We start from the raw sequence: 15,644 nt of genomic DNA, 5'->3' as shown, positions 1-15,644 counted from the left end.
CCCCCCCCGCCCCGCCCCCCCCCACGGGTGGTGCCGGTCAGGGCGTTGAAGGACCGGCCCCGAGAGGGTCGGCCCTTCCGCAGGTCACGCCTCGCTCGCCTCCACGGCCGCCGCGGTGGCGGCCTTGGCCGAGGTGGTGGCCTTGCGGGTGCGGCGCCGGGGCTTGGTCTCCTCGGTGACGGCCGGTTCCTGGGCCGTCTGGGCCGGGATGTCGGCTCCGGCGGCCTTGGCGGCCTTGGCGGCGGTCTTGCGGGTGCGGCGGGGCTTGGTCGCCTCGGTGGCTTCGGCCGGTTCGGGTGCCTCGGTGGTCGTGGTGGCTGCCGTGGTCTTGCGGGTGCGGCGGGTCTTGGGCTTGGCCTCGGTGCCCTCCGCGGTGTCGGTGGCGGTCTCGGCCTTGGTGGTGGCCTTGCGGGTGCGGCGGGGCTTGGTCGCCTCGGTGGCTTCGGCCGGTTCGGGTGCTTCCGTGGTCGTGGTGGCTGCCGTGGTCTTGCGGGTGCGGCGGGTCTTGGGCTTGGCCTCGGTGCCCTCCGCGGTGTCGGTGGCGGTCTCCGCCTTGGCGGCGGTCTTGCGGGTGCGGCGCCGGGGCTTGGTCTCCTCGGTGATCGCCGGTTCCTGGGCCGCCTGGGCCGGGATGTCGGCCTCGGCCGGTTCGGGTGCCTCGGTGGTCGTGGTGGCTGCCGTGGTCTTGCGGGTGCGGCGGGTCTTGGGCTTGGCCTCGGTGCCCTCCGCGGAATCGGTGGCGGTCTCGGCCTTGGTGGTGGCCTTGCGGGTGCGGCGGGGCTTGGTCGCCTCCGTCGCCTCCGGTGCCGGTGCCTGGGTGGATCCCGTGGACTCCGCGGCTTCCGGGGTGACGAGGTCGGCAGCCTCGGCCGTCGCCTCCGCGGACCTGCGGGTGCGGCGGCGACGCGGCTTCGCCGCCGCATCGGCCGACTCGGCCGACTCGGCGGTCGCCACGGCGGCGACGGCCGCAGCGGGCTCAGCGGGCTCAGCAGTGCCGGCGGCCGTGTCCTCGGCCGCGTCCACGGCGGCCTCCGCCGCCGGGGCCTGCGCCGGGACTCCACCGCGCGTCCTGCGCCGGCGGCGCAGCGTGCGCGGGGCGGCCTGGGCGTCGTCCGTCTCCGGGCCGGCGGTGACGGCCTCCGCCGTACCGGTCGCCACGGTTCCGGTCGAGGTGGCCCCGGACGCGGCCGTGTCCACCGGTGCCCCGCCGCGTGTACGGCGGCGGCGGCGCGGCGTACGCGCCGGACGCTCGCGGTCTGCGGAACGGGACTCGTCCCGGCCGCCCCGGCGCCCGCGGCCGGCGTTCCGGCCGCCCGGCTCGCCCAGGTCCTCCAGCTCCTCCGCCGCCAGACCGGCCCGGGTGCGCTCCGAGCGCGGCAGGACACCCTTGGTGCCCTCGGGGATGCCCAGTTCGGCGTGGAGGTGCGGGGAGGTGGAGTAGGTCTCCGGCGGGTCGTTGAAGTCCAGCTCCAGCGCCTTGTTGATCAGCTGCCAGCGCGGGATGTCGTCCCAGTCGACCAGCGTGACCGCCGTACCCTTGGCGCCCGCGCGGCCGGTGCGGCCGATGCGGTGCAAATACGTCTTCTCGTCCTCCGGCGACTGGTAGTTGACGACGTGCGTCACACCCTCGACGTCGATGCCGCGGGCGGCGACGTCGGTGCAGACGAGCACGTCCACCTTGCCGTTGCGGAAGGCGCGCAGCGCCTGCTCACGGGCGCCCTGGCCGAGGTCGCCGTGGACCGCGCCGGAGGCGAAGCCGCGGCGCTGGAGCTGCTCGGCGATGTCGGCGGCGGTGCGCTTGGTCCGGCAGAAGATCATCGCCAGTCCGCGGCCTTCGGCCTGCAGCATGCGGGCTACCATCTCCGGCTTGTCCATGGAGTGGGCGCGGTAGACGAACTGCTTGATGTTCGCCACTGTCGCGCCCTGGTCGTCCGGCGCGGTGGCGCGGATGTGGGTCGGCTGCGACATGTAGCGGCGGGCCAGCCCGATGACCGCGCCCGGCATGGTGGCCGAGAACAGCATGGTCTGGCGCCGGACCGGGAGCATGTTGATGATCTTCTCGACGTCGGGCAGGAAGCCCAGGTCGAGCATCTCGTCGGCCTCGTCGAGGACCAGGCACTTGACGTGCTTCAGGTTCAGCTTCTTCTGCCCGGCCAGGTCCAGCAGCCGGCCCGGGGTGCCGACGACCACGTCGACACCCTTCTTCAGGGCCTCGACCTGGGGCTCGTAGGCCCGGCCGCCGTAGATGGCGGTGACGCGCACGTTGCGCACCTTGCCCGCGGTCAGCAGGTCGTTGGTGACCTGGGTGCACAGCTCGCGCGTCGGGACGACGACGAGGGCCTGCGGGGCGTCGGTGAGGTCCTCCGGGGCGGCGCGTCCGGCCTCCACGTCCACGGGGACGGTGACGCGCTCGAGAAGGGGGAGGCCGAAGCCCAGCGTCTTGCCGGTGCCGGTCTTGGCCTGGCCGATGACGTCCGTGCCCGAGAGGGCCACGGGGAGCGTCATCTCCTGGATGGGGAAGGGAGTGGTGATGCCGACGGCTTCGAGGGCCTCGGCGGTCTCGGGGAGGATCCCGAGGGATCGGAACGTCGTAGTCAGGGTGCTGCCTCTTCTGTGTACGCGGTGCGAGGCGAGCGCGGGGGTCGTGTAGACCGTGCCGGGGACGACGGCTGCCTCGTGGCGGTGCCGTAGCACACGGGACCACTGCCGACGCTCTAGCGCTCGTACCGCTGAGGGTGTCCCTCCGACTGTCGTACGCGTAGTGCCGTACGGGACAGAGGGCTGTCGGGTCGGAGCCGATCGGGCCACCGACCGGGCATCCTCATGCGTGCGGCCCGACGAAGACGTCACGTACCTGTACGTCACATACTCGGCAGGCGCATTACCACCATACCCCGGATCCGCGCACATGCGATGGCCGATTTGGTCATGTAGTCGTCGTCACACCGGCGGGCCGGGTCGGCGAGGCCGTCACCACCCCGGCTCCGCCGGGGGCCGGCCGGGGCACGACCCGGGGCCGACCAGGGGCTTCCGCCGGTGGTCGGGCGGGCTATTGTGCGCAGCATGACGACCTCTGACAAGCCTGGTAACGCCGCCCCCGCCGAACCGACCGGTGCCACCGGAGTCGCCGCCCGGGACTGGGCGACCGCCTCGGCCGACCCGCAGTACCGCGCCGCGGTCGTGGATCTGCTCGGTGCGCTCGCATACGGCGAGCTGGCGGCGTTCGAGCGGCTCGCGGAGGACGCCAAGCTGGCGCCGACGCTGGCGGACAAGGCGGAGCTGGCGAAGATGGCTTCTGCGGAGTTCCACCACTTCGAGCGGTTGCGCGACCGGCTCGGCGAGATCGGCGAGGAGCCGACGGCCGCCATGGAGCCGTTCGTCGCGGCCTACGACGGCTTCCACAAGCAGACCGCGCCCTCGGACTGGCTGGAGGGGCTGGTCAAGGCGTACGTGGGCGACTCGATCGCCAGCGACTTCTACCGCGAGGTCGCCGCCCGTCTCGACTCCGACACCCGGGGGCTGGTGCTGGGGGTGCTGGACGACACCGGTCACGCCGGCTTCGCCGTGGAGAAGGTGCGCGCCGCGATCGACGAGGACCCGCGCGTGGGCGGGCGTCTGGCGCTGTGGGCGCGGCGGCTGATGGGCGAGGCCCTGTCGCAGTCCCAGCGGGTGGTCGCCGACCGGGATGCGCTGTCGACGATGCTGGTGGGCGGGGTTGCGGACGGCTTCGACCTGGCGGAGGTCGGCAAGATGTTCTCCCGCATCACGGAGGCCCACACCAAGCGGATGGCGGCACTCGGCCTGGCGGCCTGACCGCGCGGCGCCCCGCACGGCCGCCGTTCAGCCCCGGGGCGGGTCGCGGCGGCTGCGGCCGGTCAGGCGGTGGCCGATCGGCCGCGGAGTCTTCCCGCGGGGCGCAGCAGCAGCGAGAGGGACGCCACGGAGAGGACGGCGGCGCCGAGAAGCACCGGCAGCAGCCCGGCCGCGTCCAGCGCGGTGTGGGTGACGAACGCCCCGAAGAGGGCCCCGGCGACGCCCGTCGGCAGGACGACCATGCGGGCCGGAAGGCGGTGCGGCAGGCGGAGGGCGGCGATCCAGGCGAGCGCGAGGCCGAGAATCCCAGCGCTGAGCGCTTCCAAGAGCATGTCGGGGTCCCTCCCAGATGGCCGGCCTGCCCGAAACGGTCGTACCCGTCCTACCCCTGACCTGCGAAATGCAATCATCCCCCGGTGCGTGGCTTGTGTGCCGCCTGTGAGGGGACGGGCGTGCCCGAGGGGGCGCCAGGCGCTCCCCGGCAGCGCGAGGGCCCGGCGGTCACCGACCGCCGGGCCCTCGCGCCGTCCGGAGCTCGCTACAGCGCGCCGAAGCCCACCTTGCGCGGCGACGGCTCGCCGATCTCGACGTACGCGAGGCGGTCCGCCGGGACGAGGACCTTGCGGCCGTGCTCGTCCACGAGGCTCAGCAGGTGCGCCTTGCCGGCCAGCGCCTCGGACACCACGCGCTCGACCTCCTCGGCGCTCTGACCGCTCTCCAGAACGATCTCGCGGGGCGCGTGCTGCACGCCGATCTTGACCTCCACGGCTATGTCCCTCCGACGGTCAGTGAAGTGCGCGACCTTCCGCGCCGTACGCTGCACACATTAGCCCGGTGAGGGGACGTACACGCTCCGCGCAAGAACGCCAGGAGCGAACAGTCTGCGGGAACAGGCGGGGGAAACGGCCCGGGGGAGCGGTCGAAGGGCCCCGGCCCTGCCCCCTCAGTGCGGCTGCTGCTGCGGCTGCTGCTGGGGCTGCTGCTGGGGTTGCTCGTGCTGCTGGTCGCTGCCGTGCAGCGGGAAGCCAGCGATGCCCCGCCAGGCCAGCGAGGTCAGCAGCTGCACCGCCTGGTCACGCGGCACGCTGCGGTCGCTGTGCAGCCAGGACCGGGCCACCACCTGGGCGAGGCCGCCCATACCGGAGGCCAGCAGCATCGACTCGGCGCGCGAGAGGCCGGTGTCCTCGGCGATGACGTCGCAGATCGCCTCGGCGCACTCGTTCGTGACCTTGTCGACGCGCTCGCGGACGGCGGGCTCGTTGGTCAGGTCCGACTCGAAGACCAGGCGGAAGGCGCCTCCGTCGTCCTCGACGTAGGCGAAGTAGGCGTCCATGGTCGCCCGGACGCGCTGCTTGTTGTCGGTCGTCGACGCGAGCGCGTTCCGTACGGCCTGGATCAGGGACTCGCAGTGCTGGTCCAGCAGTGCCAGGTAGAGGTCGAGCTTGCCGGGAAAGTGCTGGTAGAGCACCGGCTTGCTGACGCCGGCGCGCTCGGCGATGTCGTCCATCGCGGCCGCGTGGTAGCCCTGGGCCACGAACACTTCCTGCGCGGCGCCCAGCAGCTGGTTCCGTCGGGCACGACGGGGCAGGCGGGTGCCCCGCGGGCGTACCGCCTCGGTCTGCTCGATGGCTGTCACGCCGCCTCCCAAAGTCGTCCATGTGCGGTGTGCGCCGCGTCGCCATCGTACTTTTCGGTAACCGTGGTGTGCGCGGTGCGAGCGCAGAATTTCACGTACCGGACGGTGGTGAAAGCCGCGCCAGGGGTTTCGAACGGGGTCAGTCCGGGCAAAAATCGGCCCCCTTCCCTGCTCCTGGACCGTCGCCGCCCGGCGCGGTCAGCGGTAGTCGTCCTCGTCGATCGAGACCACGCGAGCCTGCTCGGCCAGGTCGGCCTCGTTGGCCTTGTCGGCGTTCGCGCCGGTCAGCGGCTCGTCGCGGTCCGCGGTGACGTTCGCCTTCTGCTCGGCGGCATCCGCGTCCGGTGCCTCGACGCCGAGCTCCTGCGCCTCCTCCGCCCTGTCGTCCTCGAAGGTCTCGGGATCGGTGGGATCAACGGCCATACCGGGCTCCCTTCTACGAACGTCCCTGATAACGCAGGGGTCACACGCGGGTGCCCTCTGTACGAGCCTAGGAGACACCCGATCCGGCCGCCATGCGTCCGCGTGGAGAGCAGTACCCACCCGGAGCCTGCTTGCACCGTGGGGCGGGCGGTGCGTACGGCGTGTGAGGGCGAACACATGAACCCCCGCGTGATCGTCTCGTAACATTGCCGCATGTCTTCGACCGAGCTGCCGTCCGTGCCGCCCGCCAACGTGCTGCCGAGGGTGGCAGCCGTCAGGGTCGCCGAAGGCGAGCGGCTCAGGTCGGTCCACCTGCCGGGCATCACCCTGACGGTGCGGTCGAGACCGCCGGCCCGGACCGGACTCCCGCCCGCGCTGTACGTACACGGCCTCGGCGGTTCCTCCCAGAACTGGTCGGCGCTGATGGCGCTGCTGGACGAGGTGGTCGACGGCGAGGCCGTCGACCTCCCGGGTTTCGGCGACTCCCCGCCCCCGGACGACGGCGACTACTCGGTGAGTGCGCACGCGCGCGCGGTGATCCGCCATCTCGACGCCGCCGGGCGCGGCCCGGTGCACCTGTTCGGCAACTCCCTCGGCGGAGCCGTGGTGACCCGGGTCGCCGCCGCGCGGCCCGACCTGGTGCGGACGCTGAGCCTGGTGTCGCCCGCACTGCCGGAGATCCTCGTCCAGCGCACCGCCGTACCGACGGCTCTGCTGGCGCTGCCCGGCGTGGCCCGGCTGTTCACCCGGTACTCCCGTGACTGGACGGCGGAGCAACGGGTGCGCGGCGTGATGCAGCTCTGCTACGGCGACCCCGGGCGGGTCACCCCGGAGGGGTTCCAGCACGCCGTGGAGGAGATGGAGCGGCGGCTGCGGCTGCCCTACTTCTGGGATGCGATGGCGCGCTCCGCGCGCGGGATCGTCGATGCCTACACCGTCGGCGGGCAGCACGGACTGTGGAGGCAGGCCGAGAGGGTTCTCGCGCCGACGCTGCTGGTCTACGGTGGCCGGGACCAGCTCGTCGGCCACCGCATGGCCCAGAAGGCCGCTCGTGCCTTCCGCGCCTCGCGGCTGCTGACCCTGCCCGAGGCGGGACATGTGGCCATGATGGAGTACCCGGAGGCCGTGGCCGCGGCCTTCCGCGAACTGCTCGCGGACACGGGTGAGCCGGCGGACGGACGACGGCACGACGACCGCGGCGGCGGCTTTCGTGGTGACCGCCACGACGACGACGGTGACCGCCACACCGACGACCGGAGTGACGAGCGCCGTACGGACGGGGCCGTGAACGACAGGGCCGCCGACGAGACCACAGGAGGCTGAGGCGCGACGTGGGACGCCACAGCCGCCGCGGACCGGCCCCCAAGACCGGCAAGACCGGCAAAGCCGACAGGGATGACAAAGCCGGCAGGGGCGACATAGGTGCCGCGGCACCGGGGCGGGGCCGTCGGCAGCCGCCCGGAGCACCGGCTCCCGGTACGCCCGGGCGGCGGCACGGGGCGCCGGGGGCGGCCGGAGGGGCTGGGCCCGCGGGGCCGCCCGGGTACGGGGGGTCACCCGGGTACGGGGAGTCTCCCTCGTACGCAGGGCCGGGGTACGGAGTGCCGGGGTACGGCATGTCGTCGGGCGGCGAGCGCCCGTTCCCGGACGGGACTCCCGAGCAGGGCGTTCCGCGGCTGCCGGACGGCACACCTGCGCACGGTTCTCCGCGGTTCCAGGGCGGCACCCCGGGTGCCCCGGCGCACGGGTTCTCCCGTCCCGCGGACGGCACGCCCGCGCACGGATTCCCCCGGCTGCCGGACGGCACGCCCGCGCACGGTTCTCCCCGGCTGCCGGACGGCACGCCGGGGTACGGGTACCCGCACCTTCCCGACGGCGACGGTACGCCCGCGCACGGCGGGCCCCGGGTGCGTGGCGGTCACCCCGAGCACCGGGAGGCCGGGGGCGGCTGGGGTGAGTGGGGGGAGCAGGCCGGGACCGGGCGCGCCGTCCCGTTCCCGCAGCAGCGGAAGGCACCGCCCACGGGTCTCACGGGACCGACCGGTGAGGCCGGTGAGTCCGGTCCGACGGGTCCGACAGGGCCAGTGGATCCGCTGGGCGGCCCCGCGGGCCGGTCGGGGCCGAGGCGGGAGTATCTCGCCGCCTTCGACGCGTTCGATGCGTCCAGCGGGTTCGACGCTTCCGACGACGTCTTCACGCCCCGCACCCCGCCGCGCACGCCCCGGCGTGCGCCGTATGGAGCGCCGGGGCCGCGCGACCCGTCCCAGACGCTCGACGCCGACCCCTATGCCTCGGTCACCGACTGGTACCCCGCGACGGAGTCCGGCTCCGGAGGCGGCACCGGCACCGGCTCCGGCCTCGGCGCCCCCGAGGTCCCGGGCGACGCCCCGCCCGTCGACGCACCCGCACCGGCGGGTGGCGGCAAGGGGCGTGCTTTCACCGGAATCGCGGCAGCCGCCGTCACCACCGTGCTGGCGGTCGTCGTGGCGGGCCAGGTCACCGACGGGCGCGCGGACGAGGACCCGCGGTCGCAGTCCGCGACCGACCAGGCGCGCGACATCCGCGACTCCGCCTCGCGCACGGAGGAACGGCCGACGCCGACCACGCCCGCACCTACGCCTGAACTGACGTACGAGCAGAGGATGAGCAGGACCTACCCGATCGACGAGACCCTGGAGGGTCCGGGGACGTTCGACGCGATCCCGGGCATCGACAAGGGTCCGGGGGCGGGGCGGAGGTACACCTACCGCGTGGACGTGGAGCAGGGGCTCCCCCTGGACGGTGAGCTCTTCGCGCAGGCCGTCCACCGGACGCTGAACGACGACCGGAGCTGGGCCCACGGAGGCGCCCGCACCTTCGAGCGCATCCACTCCGGCCGGCCCGACTTCGTGATCACGCTGGCCAGCCCCGGCACGACCGCCGTCTGGTGTGCCAAGTCCGGCCTGGACACCACCGTGGACAACGTGTCCTGCGACTCGGCCGCCACCGAACGCGTGATGATCAACGCCTATCGATGGGCCCAGGGCGCCGAGCCGTACGGCGACGACATCCACGGCTACCGCCAGATGCTGATCAACCACGAGATCGGCCACCGCATCGGCTTCAACCACGTGACCTGCGACAAGGACGGCGAACTCGCCCCGGTCATGCAGCAGCAGACCAAGTTCATCGACCACGACGGCATCGACTGCCGCCCGAACCCGTGGCCGTACCCCGGCAGTTGAGCCGGTCCCTCGGAGTTCGATCGTGACTCTCGGTGAGCATGTGATCCCTTAGCGCGACCGAACGCGCCCCGCACGGGAAAGTTACGACCGTTCACCCCTTTTGGTGGCGCGACGGACAACCGTCCATCGCGCCACCCCCCGGTCCGCATACGTTCGTCCCGCTGCGAGCCGCCGGGCCAAGGGCGGCTCCTCATACGGGAGATCGGGGGTGCACACGTGCGCATCGGACTGCTGACAGAGGGTGGCTACCCGTATGTGAGCGGTGACGCCAGGCTCTGGTGCGACCGGCTCGTGCGCGGGCTCGGGCAGCACGAGTTCGACGTCTACGCGCTCTGCCGCAGCGAGCGCCAGGAGGAGGAGGGCCGGGTCCCGCTGCCGCCGCAGGTCCACCGGGTGCGCACGGCAGCGCTGTGGCGGGCCGAGGACGACGGGGTGGTGTACGGGCGGCGTGCGCGCCGGCGCTTCGCCGAGCACTACGGCGACCTGGCGACCGTGCTCTGCGCCATGCGTTCCACGGATCCTGCCGACACCTCCGAGGACCCGTCCGCTGCCCAGGCGGACCGTTTCGCCAGTGCGCTGTACGGGCTCGCCGAACTCGCCCGCGACGAGGGCGGCCTGGAGCGCGCGCTCCGCTCCGACGCCGCCGTACGCACCCTGGAGCGCGCCTGTCGCGCACCAGGCGCCCAGCCCCCCGCGCGCGAGGCGCGCGTCTCCGAGCTGCTGGCCGTCACCGCACAACTGGAACGCGCTCTGCGCCCCCTCGCCCTCGACTGGTACGAGGACGACGGCCTCGGCGCCGTCGACCTGTGCCATGCGGCCTCCGGCGGGCCGGCCGCCCTGCCCGGCCTGCTCGCCGGGCACTTCTCAGGCGTTCCGCTGCTGGTCACCGAATACGGGGTGCAGTTGCGTCGGCACTATCTGAGCGTTCCGGTGTCCGCCGCCGAGGGCGCCCCGGCCGTACGGTCCCTGCTTGCCGCCTTCCACGGCCGGCTGGCCGCCGAGACCTACCGGCGTGCCGCCGTGATCACGTCCGGGAACGCGCACGCCCGCCGCTGGCAGGAGCGCTGCGGAGCCGACCGCGGCAAGCTGCGCACGGTCCACCCCGGGATGGACGCGGCGCCGTTCGCCGAGGTGGGGGAGGGTCCGGAGAGCGCGGACCCCGACACCCTCGTCTGGGTCGGACGGATCGAGCCGGCCAAGGACCTCTTCTCCCTGCTGCACGCCTTCGCGGAGATCCGCACGGCCGAGCCGACGGCGCGGCTGCGCATCGTGGGCGCCCCCTTCGGCCCCGAGGGCGCGGCCTATCTCGCCCACTGCCGGGCCCTGGCGGCGCAGCTCTTCCCCGACGAGGCGGCAGGTCCGCACTCCGTCGGCGACAATCCGGTGTCCTTCGAGGAGATCGGCGGTCCGGAGCTCCCGTCCTCCGGCGCCGCCTGCGCCTCGGGCGCCGTGGTCGTGCTGTCCAGCGTGGTCGAGGGCTTCCCGGCCGGCCTGGTCGAGGCGATGTTCTGCGCCCGCGCGACGGTGTCCACCGATGTCGGGGCGGTCGTCGAGGCGATCGGCGGCACCGGGCTGGTCGTGCCCCCGCGCAATCCACGGGCGCTCGCCGAGGCGTGCGTGGCACTGCTGCGGGACCCCGAGCGCCGTGCGCGCCTCGGTGCGGCCGCGCGCGCCCGCGCGCTCGAACTGTTCACCGTCGAGCAGAACGTCGCGGCGTTTCATGGCATTTACCTGGAGATCCTTTCCCGCACCCCGGTCCACCGTGTCCTCCTCGACGCCGCCGGTGAGCCCCTTCCGTTCGCCGCCCCCGCAGAGGCGCACCTCCCCGGCCGCTGGACCGGACCGGAGACCCGGCCCGTCGCCCGAGGCGGACCCGGCTGGGCGGCGCCGCCCGTCCCCGCGACGGAGGGGGCCCGATGAACGGCCTGGGCGAACCGGACCGGCCCTGGACCCCGAGCGGCCCCGGCGCCTGGGACCGACGCGCCCGCCCCTGCCTCGCGGGGAGCGGGGCGGAGGAGCGGCATGCCGCTGCAGACCCGGCCGCCGACGGGGCTGGGGAGCATGGGGCGTGTGGTGCCCCCGCCGTCGACCGTGCCGCCGGAGCCGGAGCCGGTGCCGGTGCCGGTGCCGGTGCTGGAGCCGGTGCGGGTGGCGGCGGTGGCCTTGCGGATGGCGGAACGGGAGAGGAGGCGGGTGCGAGGGGTGCGGGGACCGGCGCCCGGGCAGCCGAGCCGGCCACGGGCACGTGGTCCCCGGCGGAACCCACCGGACCGCCCCCGGTCCGTCGTGGCGGCGCCGCGGACCCGGTGAAGACGTTGATACACCGCCATCGGGAGCTGTGCGAGCGGGCCGTGGACCCGCTGGAGATCGCCGCGGGACTCGAGGCGCACGGCGTCACCGACCGGACCGCCGCCCGCTTCCGGCACCGGGACGTCTTCTCTCTCGCCGAGGAGATGTTCGCCCGTGCCCCTCGCACCGGCGACGCTCCGGCGCACACCCCCGACCCGGGGGCACCCCGCCCGCGCGCCGCCTGGATCGTCCTCACCTGGCTCCCGGGCGTGCTGTGCGCCGCCACGATCACCGCGCTGCGGCTCACCGAGGGCCGGCCCCGATTGATCGCCGCCCTGGTCGGCCTGCTCGCCGTGACGACGGCGCTGCGTGCTGCACTCCGCCGGGGCCCGCTGAGCGTCGGCCACAGGGAGGCCGGGGCTCCCCCCGCCTGGACGGTGTGCTGGCTGCTCGGCTACGCACTCCTCGGCGACGGCCTGCTCCGCGCCGCTCTCGCCGGGGGCCCCGACCACCTGCCCACGGGCACCGCCGACGGCCCCTGGCCGCTGGCCGGCGCCACGGCCGCGGCTCTCGCCCTGGCCTGTGCCCCGGCGGCCTGGAGCGCACACGTGTTCACCACCCGGGCCCGCCGCCGACTCACCACGAGTCGTGGCCTGCAGGACTTCTCCGCCTCCGTACGCCCCCTGCTGCTCGGCACCTTCACGGGATTCCTGGCCGCGCTCGCGGCCCTGCTCGCCCTCGCCGGCGCAGCTCTGGACGAGCCCGCCCACTACCCCCAGATCCTGGCCCTGGGCGCCCTGCTGCTGCTCGCCCGTCTGCTCGCCGCCCACGGCTGCACCCACGCCCCCGCACTCGTCCTGACCGGCGCGGCGACGGCCGAGGCAACCGCCCTGGCCACCCTCTTCGCCGGCCGTCTCCCCGGCTGCGGCTTCCTCGCCGTCCCCGTCGAGACCCTGGTCACCGCCTGGGGCCCCGGCAGCATCCCGACCACGGCCTGCGGCATCGGTGCCCTGACCCTGCTGCTGCACGCCACCCGCCGCCTCGCGAGTGCCTCGGCGCACGCACCGACGGAGCGCCCGTGATCACCGCACGCTCCTGAACCTCCGCACCGGCCGCCGCAGGCGTGCCCGTCGCCCGTTCCACCCCTGAAGGAGAACCCCGTATGAGCACCTCCCGACCCGACATCTCGGCCCCGGGAGCCGCCCGATGAGAGTCCTGCTGATCGGAGCCAACGGCTACCTCGGCCGCTTCGTCGCCGACCGCCTGCTCGCCGACCCGGCCGTCCAGCTCACCGCGCTCGGCCGGGGCGACGACGCCGACGTCCGTTTCGACCTCGCCAGCGGCAGCCCCGGCGCCCTCACCCGCTTCCTCGACGCCGTCCACCCCGGTGTCGTCATCAACTGTGCCGGCACCACCCGCGGCGGCGCCCGCGAGCTGACCCGCCACAACACCGTCGCCGTCGCCACCGTCTGCGAGGCGCTCCGCCGCAGCGGCTGCGGCGCCCGGCTGGTACAGATCGGCTGCGGCTCGGAGTACGGCCCCAGCCAGCCCGGCTCCTCCACCGCCGAGGACGCCGTGCCCCGCCCGGGCGGCCCCTACGGGGTCAGCAAACTCGCCGCGACGGAACTGGTCCTCGGCTCCGGCCTGGACGCCGTCGTGCTGCGCGTCTTCTCGCCCGCCGGTCCCGGCACGCCGGCCGGATCCCCGCTCGGCCGGCTCGCCGAGGCCATGCGCCGCGCCATGCAGTCCGGCGACGGTGAACTCCGGCTCGGCGGCCTGGGCGCCCAGCGCGACTTCGTGGACGTCCGCGACGTCGCCCGCGCCGTGCACGCCGCGTCCCTCTCCGCGGCCCAGGGCGTCATCAACATCGGCTCCGGACGCGCCGTCCGGCTCCGCGACGCCGCCGCCACCCTCGCCCGCGTGGCCGGCTACGGCGGTGCCCTGCACGAACTCGACCTGCCGCACGGCAGCCCGCTGCGCGCCCCCATCGGCCACCCCCGCACCGAGTCCCTCGGCCTCCGCACCGAGAGCCACCAGCTACGGACCGACGGCCACCCGCGCCCCGACGGCGAACACGCCCCCCCGGCCGCATACCCGTACCCCGACGGCTGCGGCAGCTGGCAGCAGGCCGATGTGCGCACCGCACGCGACCGGCTCGGCTGGCGGCCCCGGATCAACCTCGAGGAGTCCCTCGCCGACATCTGGATGGAGGCGGCATGCCGTATCTGACCAGAACCGAAACAGGCACCAAGGGCACCGGGGTCCGCACCGGCTTCGGCGTTCCCGGTCTGGCCCACCCCCTTCTCGCCCCCGCCGAGTGGGCGGAACTCACCCGGCGGGGAACACCCCTGCACTGGGTCGTCCTCGACGTCGCCGACGGCCCCGGTGCCCAGCCCGACCCGCACTGCCTGGAAGCGGTCGGCCGGCTGCGCAACGCGGGCATCCGCGTGCTCGGTCACCTCGACGCCCACGCCGACCGGGGCTTCGGCCCCCTGGTCTCCGACGCCCACCGCCATCTCGACTGGTACCGCGTCGACGGCTTCCTGCTGGACCGCTGTCCCGCCGACCCGGGCGCGCTGCCCGGGATCCGCCGCGTGGTCTCCACTCTGCGACGCATACGTGACGCTGCACACATCGTCCTCGGTCACGGCACCCACCCGCACCCCGGCTATGCGGAGACCGCCGACCAGCTGGTCACCTTCGCCGGACCGTGGAGCGACTACCGCTGGTCGCAGGTGGCCGAGTGGACGGCGGACCATCCGCCCGAGCGCTTCTGCCACTTCGTCCACGGCGTGCCCGGATCGCACCTGGAGGAGGCCCTGCGCATCGCCCGCTGGCAGGGCGCCGCGACGATCTACTTCACCGACCGCACGGACCGCGCCGGCCAAGCCGACCCCTGGGAGACCATGCCCGGCTACTGGGACGAAATCGTCTCGCGTATCGGAACAGGTGTCTCGGAATGAAAAAGGCCGTGGCACTGTTACGGGAAGAACAACCGTAGTGATCGACCGACCAACGGAGTCCCCGTGTCGCTGCCACCCCTGGTCGAACCGGCCCCCGAGCTCACCGTGGACGAGGTCCGCAGGTACTCCCGCCACCTGATCATCCCCGACGTGGGCATGGACGGGCAGAAGCGGCTGAAGAACGCCAAGGTGCTGTGTGTCGGCGCCGGCGGCCTGGGCTCGCCGGCGCTGATGTACCTCGCCGCCGCGGGCGTCGGCACTCTCGGCATCGTGGAGTTCGACGAGGTCGACGAGTCGAACCTGCAGCGCCAGATCATCCACAGCCAGTCCGACATCGGCCGCTCCAAGGCCGAGTCCGCCCGCGACACGGTCAAGGGCATCAACCCGTACGTGAACGTGGTCCTGCACGAGGAGCGGCTCGAGGCCGACAACGTGATGGACATCTTCGCCCAGTACGACCTGATCGTCGACGGCACCGACAACTTCGCGACCCGCTACCTGGTCAACGACGCCTGCGTGCTGCTGAACAAGCCGTACGTGTGGGGTTCGATCTACCGCTTCGACGGCCAGGCCTCCGTCTTCTGGTCCGAGCACGGTCCCTGCTACCGCTGCCTCTACCCGGAGCCCCCGCCCCCCGGCATGGTCCCCTCCTGCGCCGAGGGCGGTGTCCTGGGTGTGCTGTGCGCGTCCATCGGCTCCATCCAGGTCAACGAGGCCATCAAGCTGCTCGCCGGCATCGGCGACCCGCTGGTCGGCCGCCTGATGATCTACGACGCCCTGGAGATGCAGTACCGCCAGGTCAAGGTCCGCAAGGACCCCGACTGCGCGGTCTGCGGCGAGAACCCCACCGTCACCGAGCTCATCGACTACGAGGCCTTCTGCGGTGTCGTCTCCGAGGAGGCCCAGGCGGCGGCGGCCGACGCCACGATCACTCCCAAGCAGCTCAAGGAGTGGATCGACGACGGCGAGGCCATCGACATCATCGACGTCCGTGAGCAGAACGAGTACGAGATCGTCTCCATCCCGGGCGCCCGGCTGATCCCGAAGAACGAGTTCCTCATGGGCAGCGCCCTGGAGAGCCTCCCGCAGGACAAGAAGATCGTCTTGCATTGCAAGACGGGTGTCCGCAGTGCGGAAGTCCTGGCGGTGCTGAAGTCCGCAGGCTTCGCGGACGCCGTCCATGTCGGGGGCGGCGTGATCGGCTGGGTCAACCAGATCGAGCCGGACAAGCCCGTGTACTGAGATACGCCCGTGTACTGGGACACGCCCGCGTACTGAGCGGCGACTCCGGAGGCC

At 73.5% G+C, this 15,644-nt stretch carries 13 protein-coding genes; 8 read left to right on the top strand and 5 right to left on the bottom strand.

Features of this window, described 5'->3' with window-relative positions; all coding sequences use genetic code 11:
• Positions 1-84 precede the first annotated feature (84 nt).
• Positions 85-2,505: a DEAD/DEAH box helicase gene (locus V5O46_RS30050; RefSeq protein ID WP_332887888.1), complete on the bottom strand. Its 2,421-nt coding sequence runs from the start codon at positions 2,503-2,505 to the stop codon at positions 85-87.
• A 558-nt stretch (positions 2,506-3,063) separates the two neighbouring features.
• Between V5O46_RS30050 and V5O46_RS30045 the strand changes: the two genes are divergently transcribed.
• Positions 3,064-3,813: a ferritin-like fold-containing protein gene (locus V5O46_RS30045; protein ID WP_332887887.1), complete on the top strand. Its 750-nt coding sequence runs from the start codon at positions 3,064-3,066 to the stop codon at positions 3,811-3,813.
• A gap of 62 nt (positions 3,814-3,875) precedes the next feature.
• Here V5O46_RS30045 and V5O46_RS30040 read toward each other — a convergent pair whose 3' ends face one another.
• From V5O46_RS30040 to V5O46_RS30025, 4 genes are all read right to left on the bottom strand, one after another.
• The gene (locus V5O46_RS30040) at positions 3,876-4,145 is read right to left on the bottom strand and encodes a hypothetical protein (protein ID WP_332887886.1); all 270 of its coding nucleotides are present in this window, start codon (positions 4,143-4,145) and stop codon (positions 3,876-3,878) included.
• A gap of 206 nt (positions 4,146-4,351) precedes the next feature.
• Complete coding sequence (locus V5O46_RS30035; protein ID WP_332887885.1) at positions 4,352-4,579, bottom strand: DUF3107 domain-containing protein; 228 nt, start codon at positions 4,577-4,579, stop codon at positions 4,352-4,354.
• A gap of 177 nt (positions 4,580-4,756) precedes the next feature.
• Positions 4,757-5,449, bottom strand: a complete 693-nt coding sequence (locus V5O46_RS30030) for a TetR/AcrR family transcriptional regulator (protein WP_332887884.1) — start codon at positions 5,447-5,449, stop codon at positions 4,757-4,759.
• 198 nt (positions 5,450-5,647) lie between these two features.
• Positions 5,648-5,872 carry a hypothetical protein gene (locus V5O46_RS30025; protein WP_332887883.1) on the bottom strand — a complete coding sequence of 75 codons (225 nt, stop codon included), beginning with the start codon at positions 5,870-5,872 and terminating at the stop codon, positions 5,648-5,650.
• A gap of 213 nt (positions 5,873-6,085) precedes the next feature.
• Here V5O46_RS30025 and V5O46_RS30020 point away from each other — a divergent pair, with 213 nt between their 5' ends.
• The 7 genes from V5O46_RS30020 (at position 6,086) to moeZ (ending at position 15,590) form a co-directional block, all read left to right on the top strand.
• The gene (locus tag V5O46_RS30020; protein ID WP_332887882.1) at positions 6,086-7,195 is read left to right on the top strand and encodes an alpha/beta fold hydrolase; all 1,110 of its coding nucleotides are present in this window, start codon (positions 6,086-6,088) and stop codon (positions 7,193-7,195) included.
• Positions 7,196-7,488: 293 nt separating this feature from the next.
• Positions 7,489-9,096 (top strand): DUF3152 domain-containing protein, encoded by a 1,608-nt coding sequence (locus tag V5O46_RS30015; RefSeq protein ID WP_332887881.1) that lies wholly within the window; start codon positions 7,489-7,491, stop codon positions 9,094-9,096.
• 216 nt (positions 9,097-9,312) lie between these two features.
• Complete coding sequence (locus tag V5O46_RS30010; RefSeq protein ID WP_332887880.1) at positions 9,313-11,016, top strand: DUF3492 domain-containing protein; 1,704 nt, start codon at positions 9,313-9,315, stop codon at positions 11,014-11,016.
• Positions 11,013-12,467, top strand: coding sequence for a hypothetical protein (locus tag V5O46_RS30005; RefSeq protein WP_332887879.1), 1,455 nt, complete (start codon positions 11,013-11,015; stop codon positions 12,465-12,467). Before V5O46_RS30010 ends, V5O46_RS30005 begins: the two co-directional genes overlap by 4 nt.
• Positions 12,468-12,591: 124 nt before the next feature.
• Entirely contained in the window at positions 12,592-13,614 is a 1,023-nt protein-coding gene (locus V5O46_RS30000; RefSeq protein ID WP_332887878.1) for an NAD-dependent epimerase/dehydratase, read from the top strand.
• Positions 13,602-14,348 carry a spherulation-specific family 4 protein gene (locus V5O46_RS29995; protein ID WP_332887877.1) on the top strand — a complete coding sequence of 249 codons (747 nt, stop codon included), beginning with the start codon at positions 13,602-13,604 and terminating at the stop codon, positions 14,346-14,348. Before V5O46_RS30000 ends, V5O46_RS29995 begins: the two co-directional genes overlap by 13 nt.
• A 63-nt stretch (positions 14,349-14,411) precedes the next feature.
• Positions 14,412-15,590 carry an adenylyltransferase/sulfurtransferase MoeZ gene (gene moeZ / locus V5O46_RS29990; RefSeq protein ID WP_332887876.1) on the top strand — a complete coding sequence of 393 codons (1,179 nt, stop codon included), beginning with the start codon at positions 14,412-14,414 and terminating at the stop codon, positions 15,588-15,590.
• The last annotated feature ends 54 nt before the right edge of the window (positions 15,591-15,644 follow it).

The organism is Streptomyces poriticola (genome assembly GCF_036689765.1).
GTDB lineage: Bacteria > Actinomycetota > Actinomycetes > Streptomycetales > Streptomycetaceae > Streptomyces > Streptomyces poriticola.
This window is presented reverse-complemented; position numbering and strand designations above follow the sequence as displayed.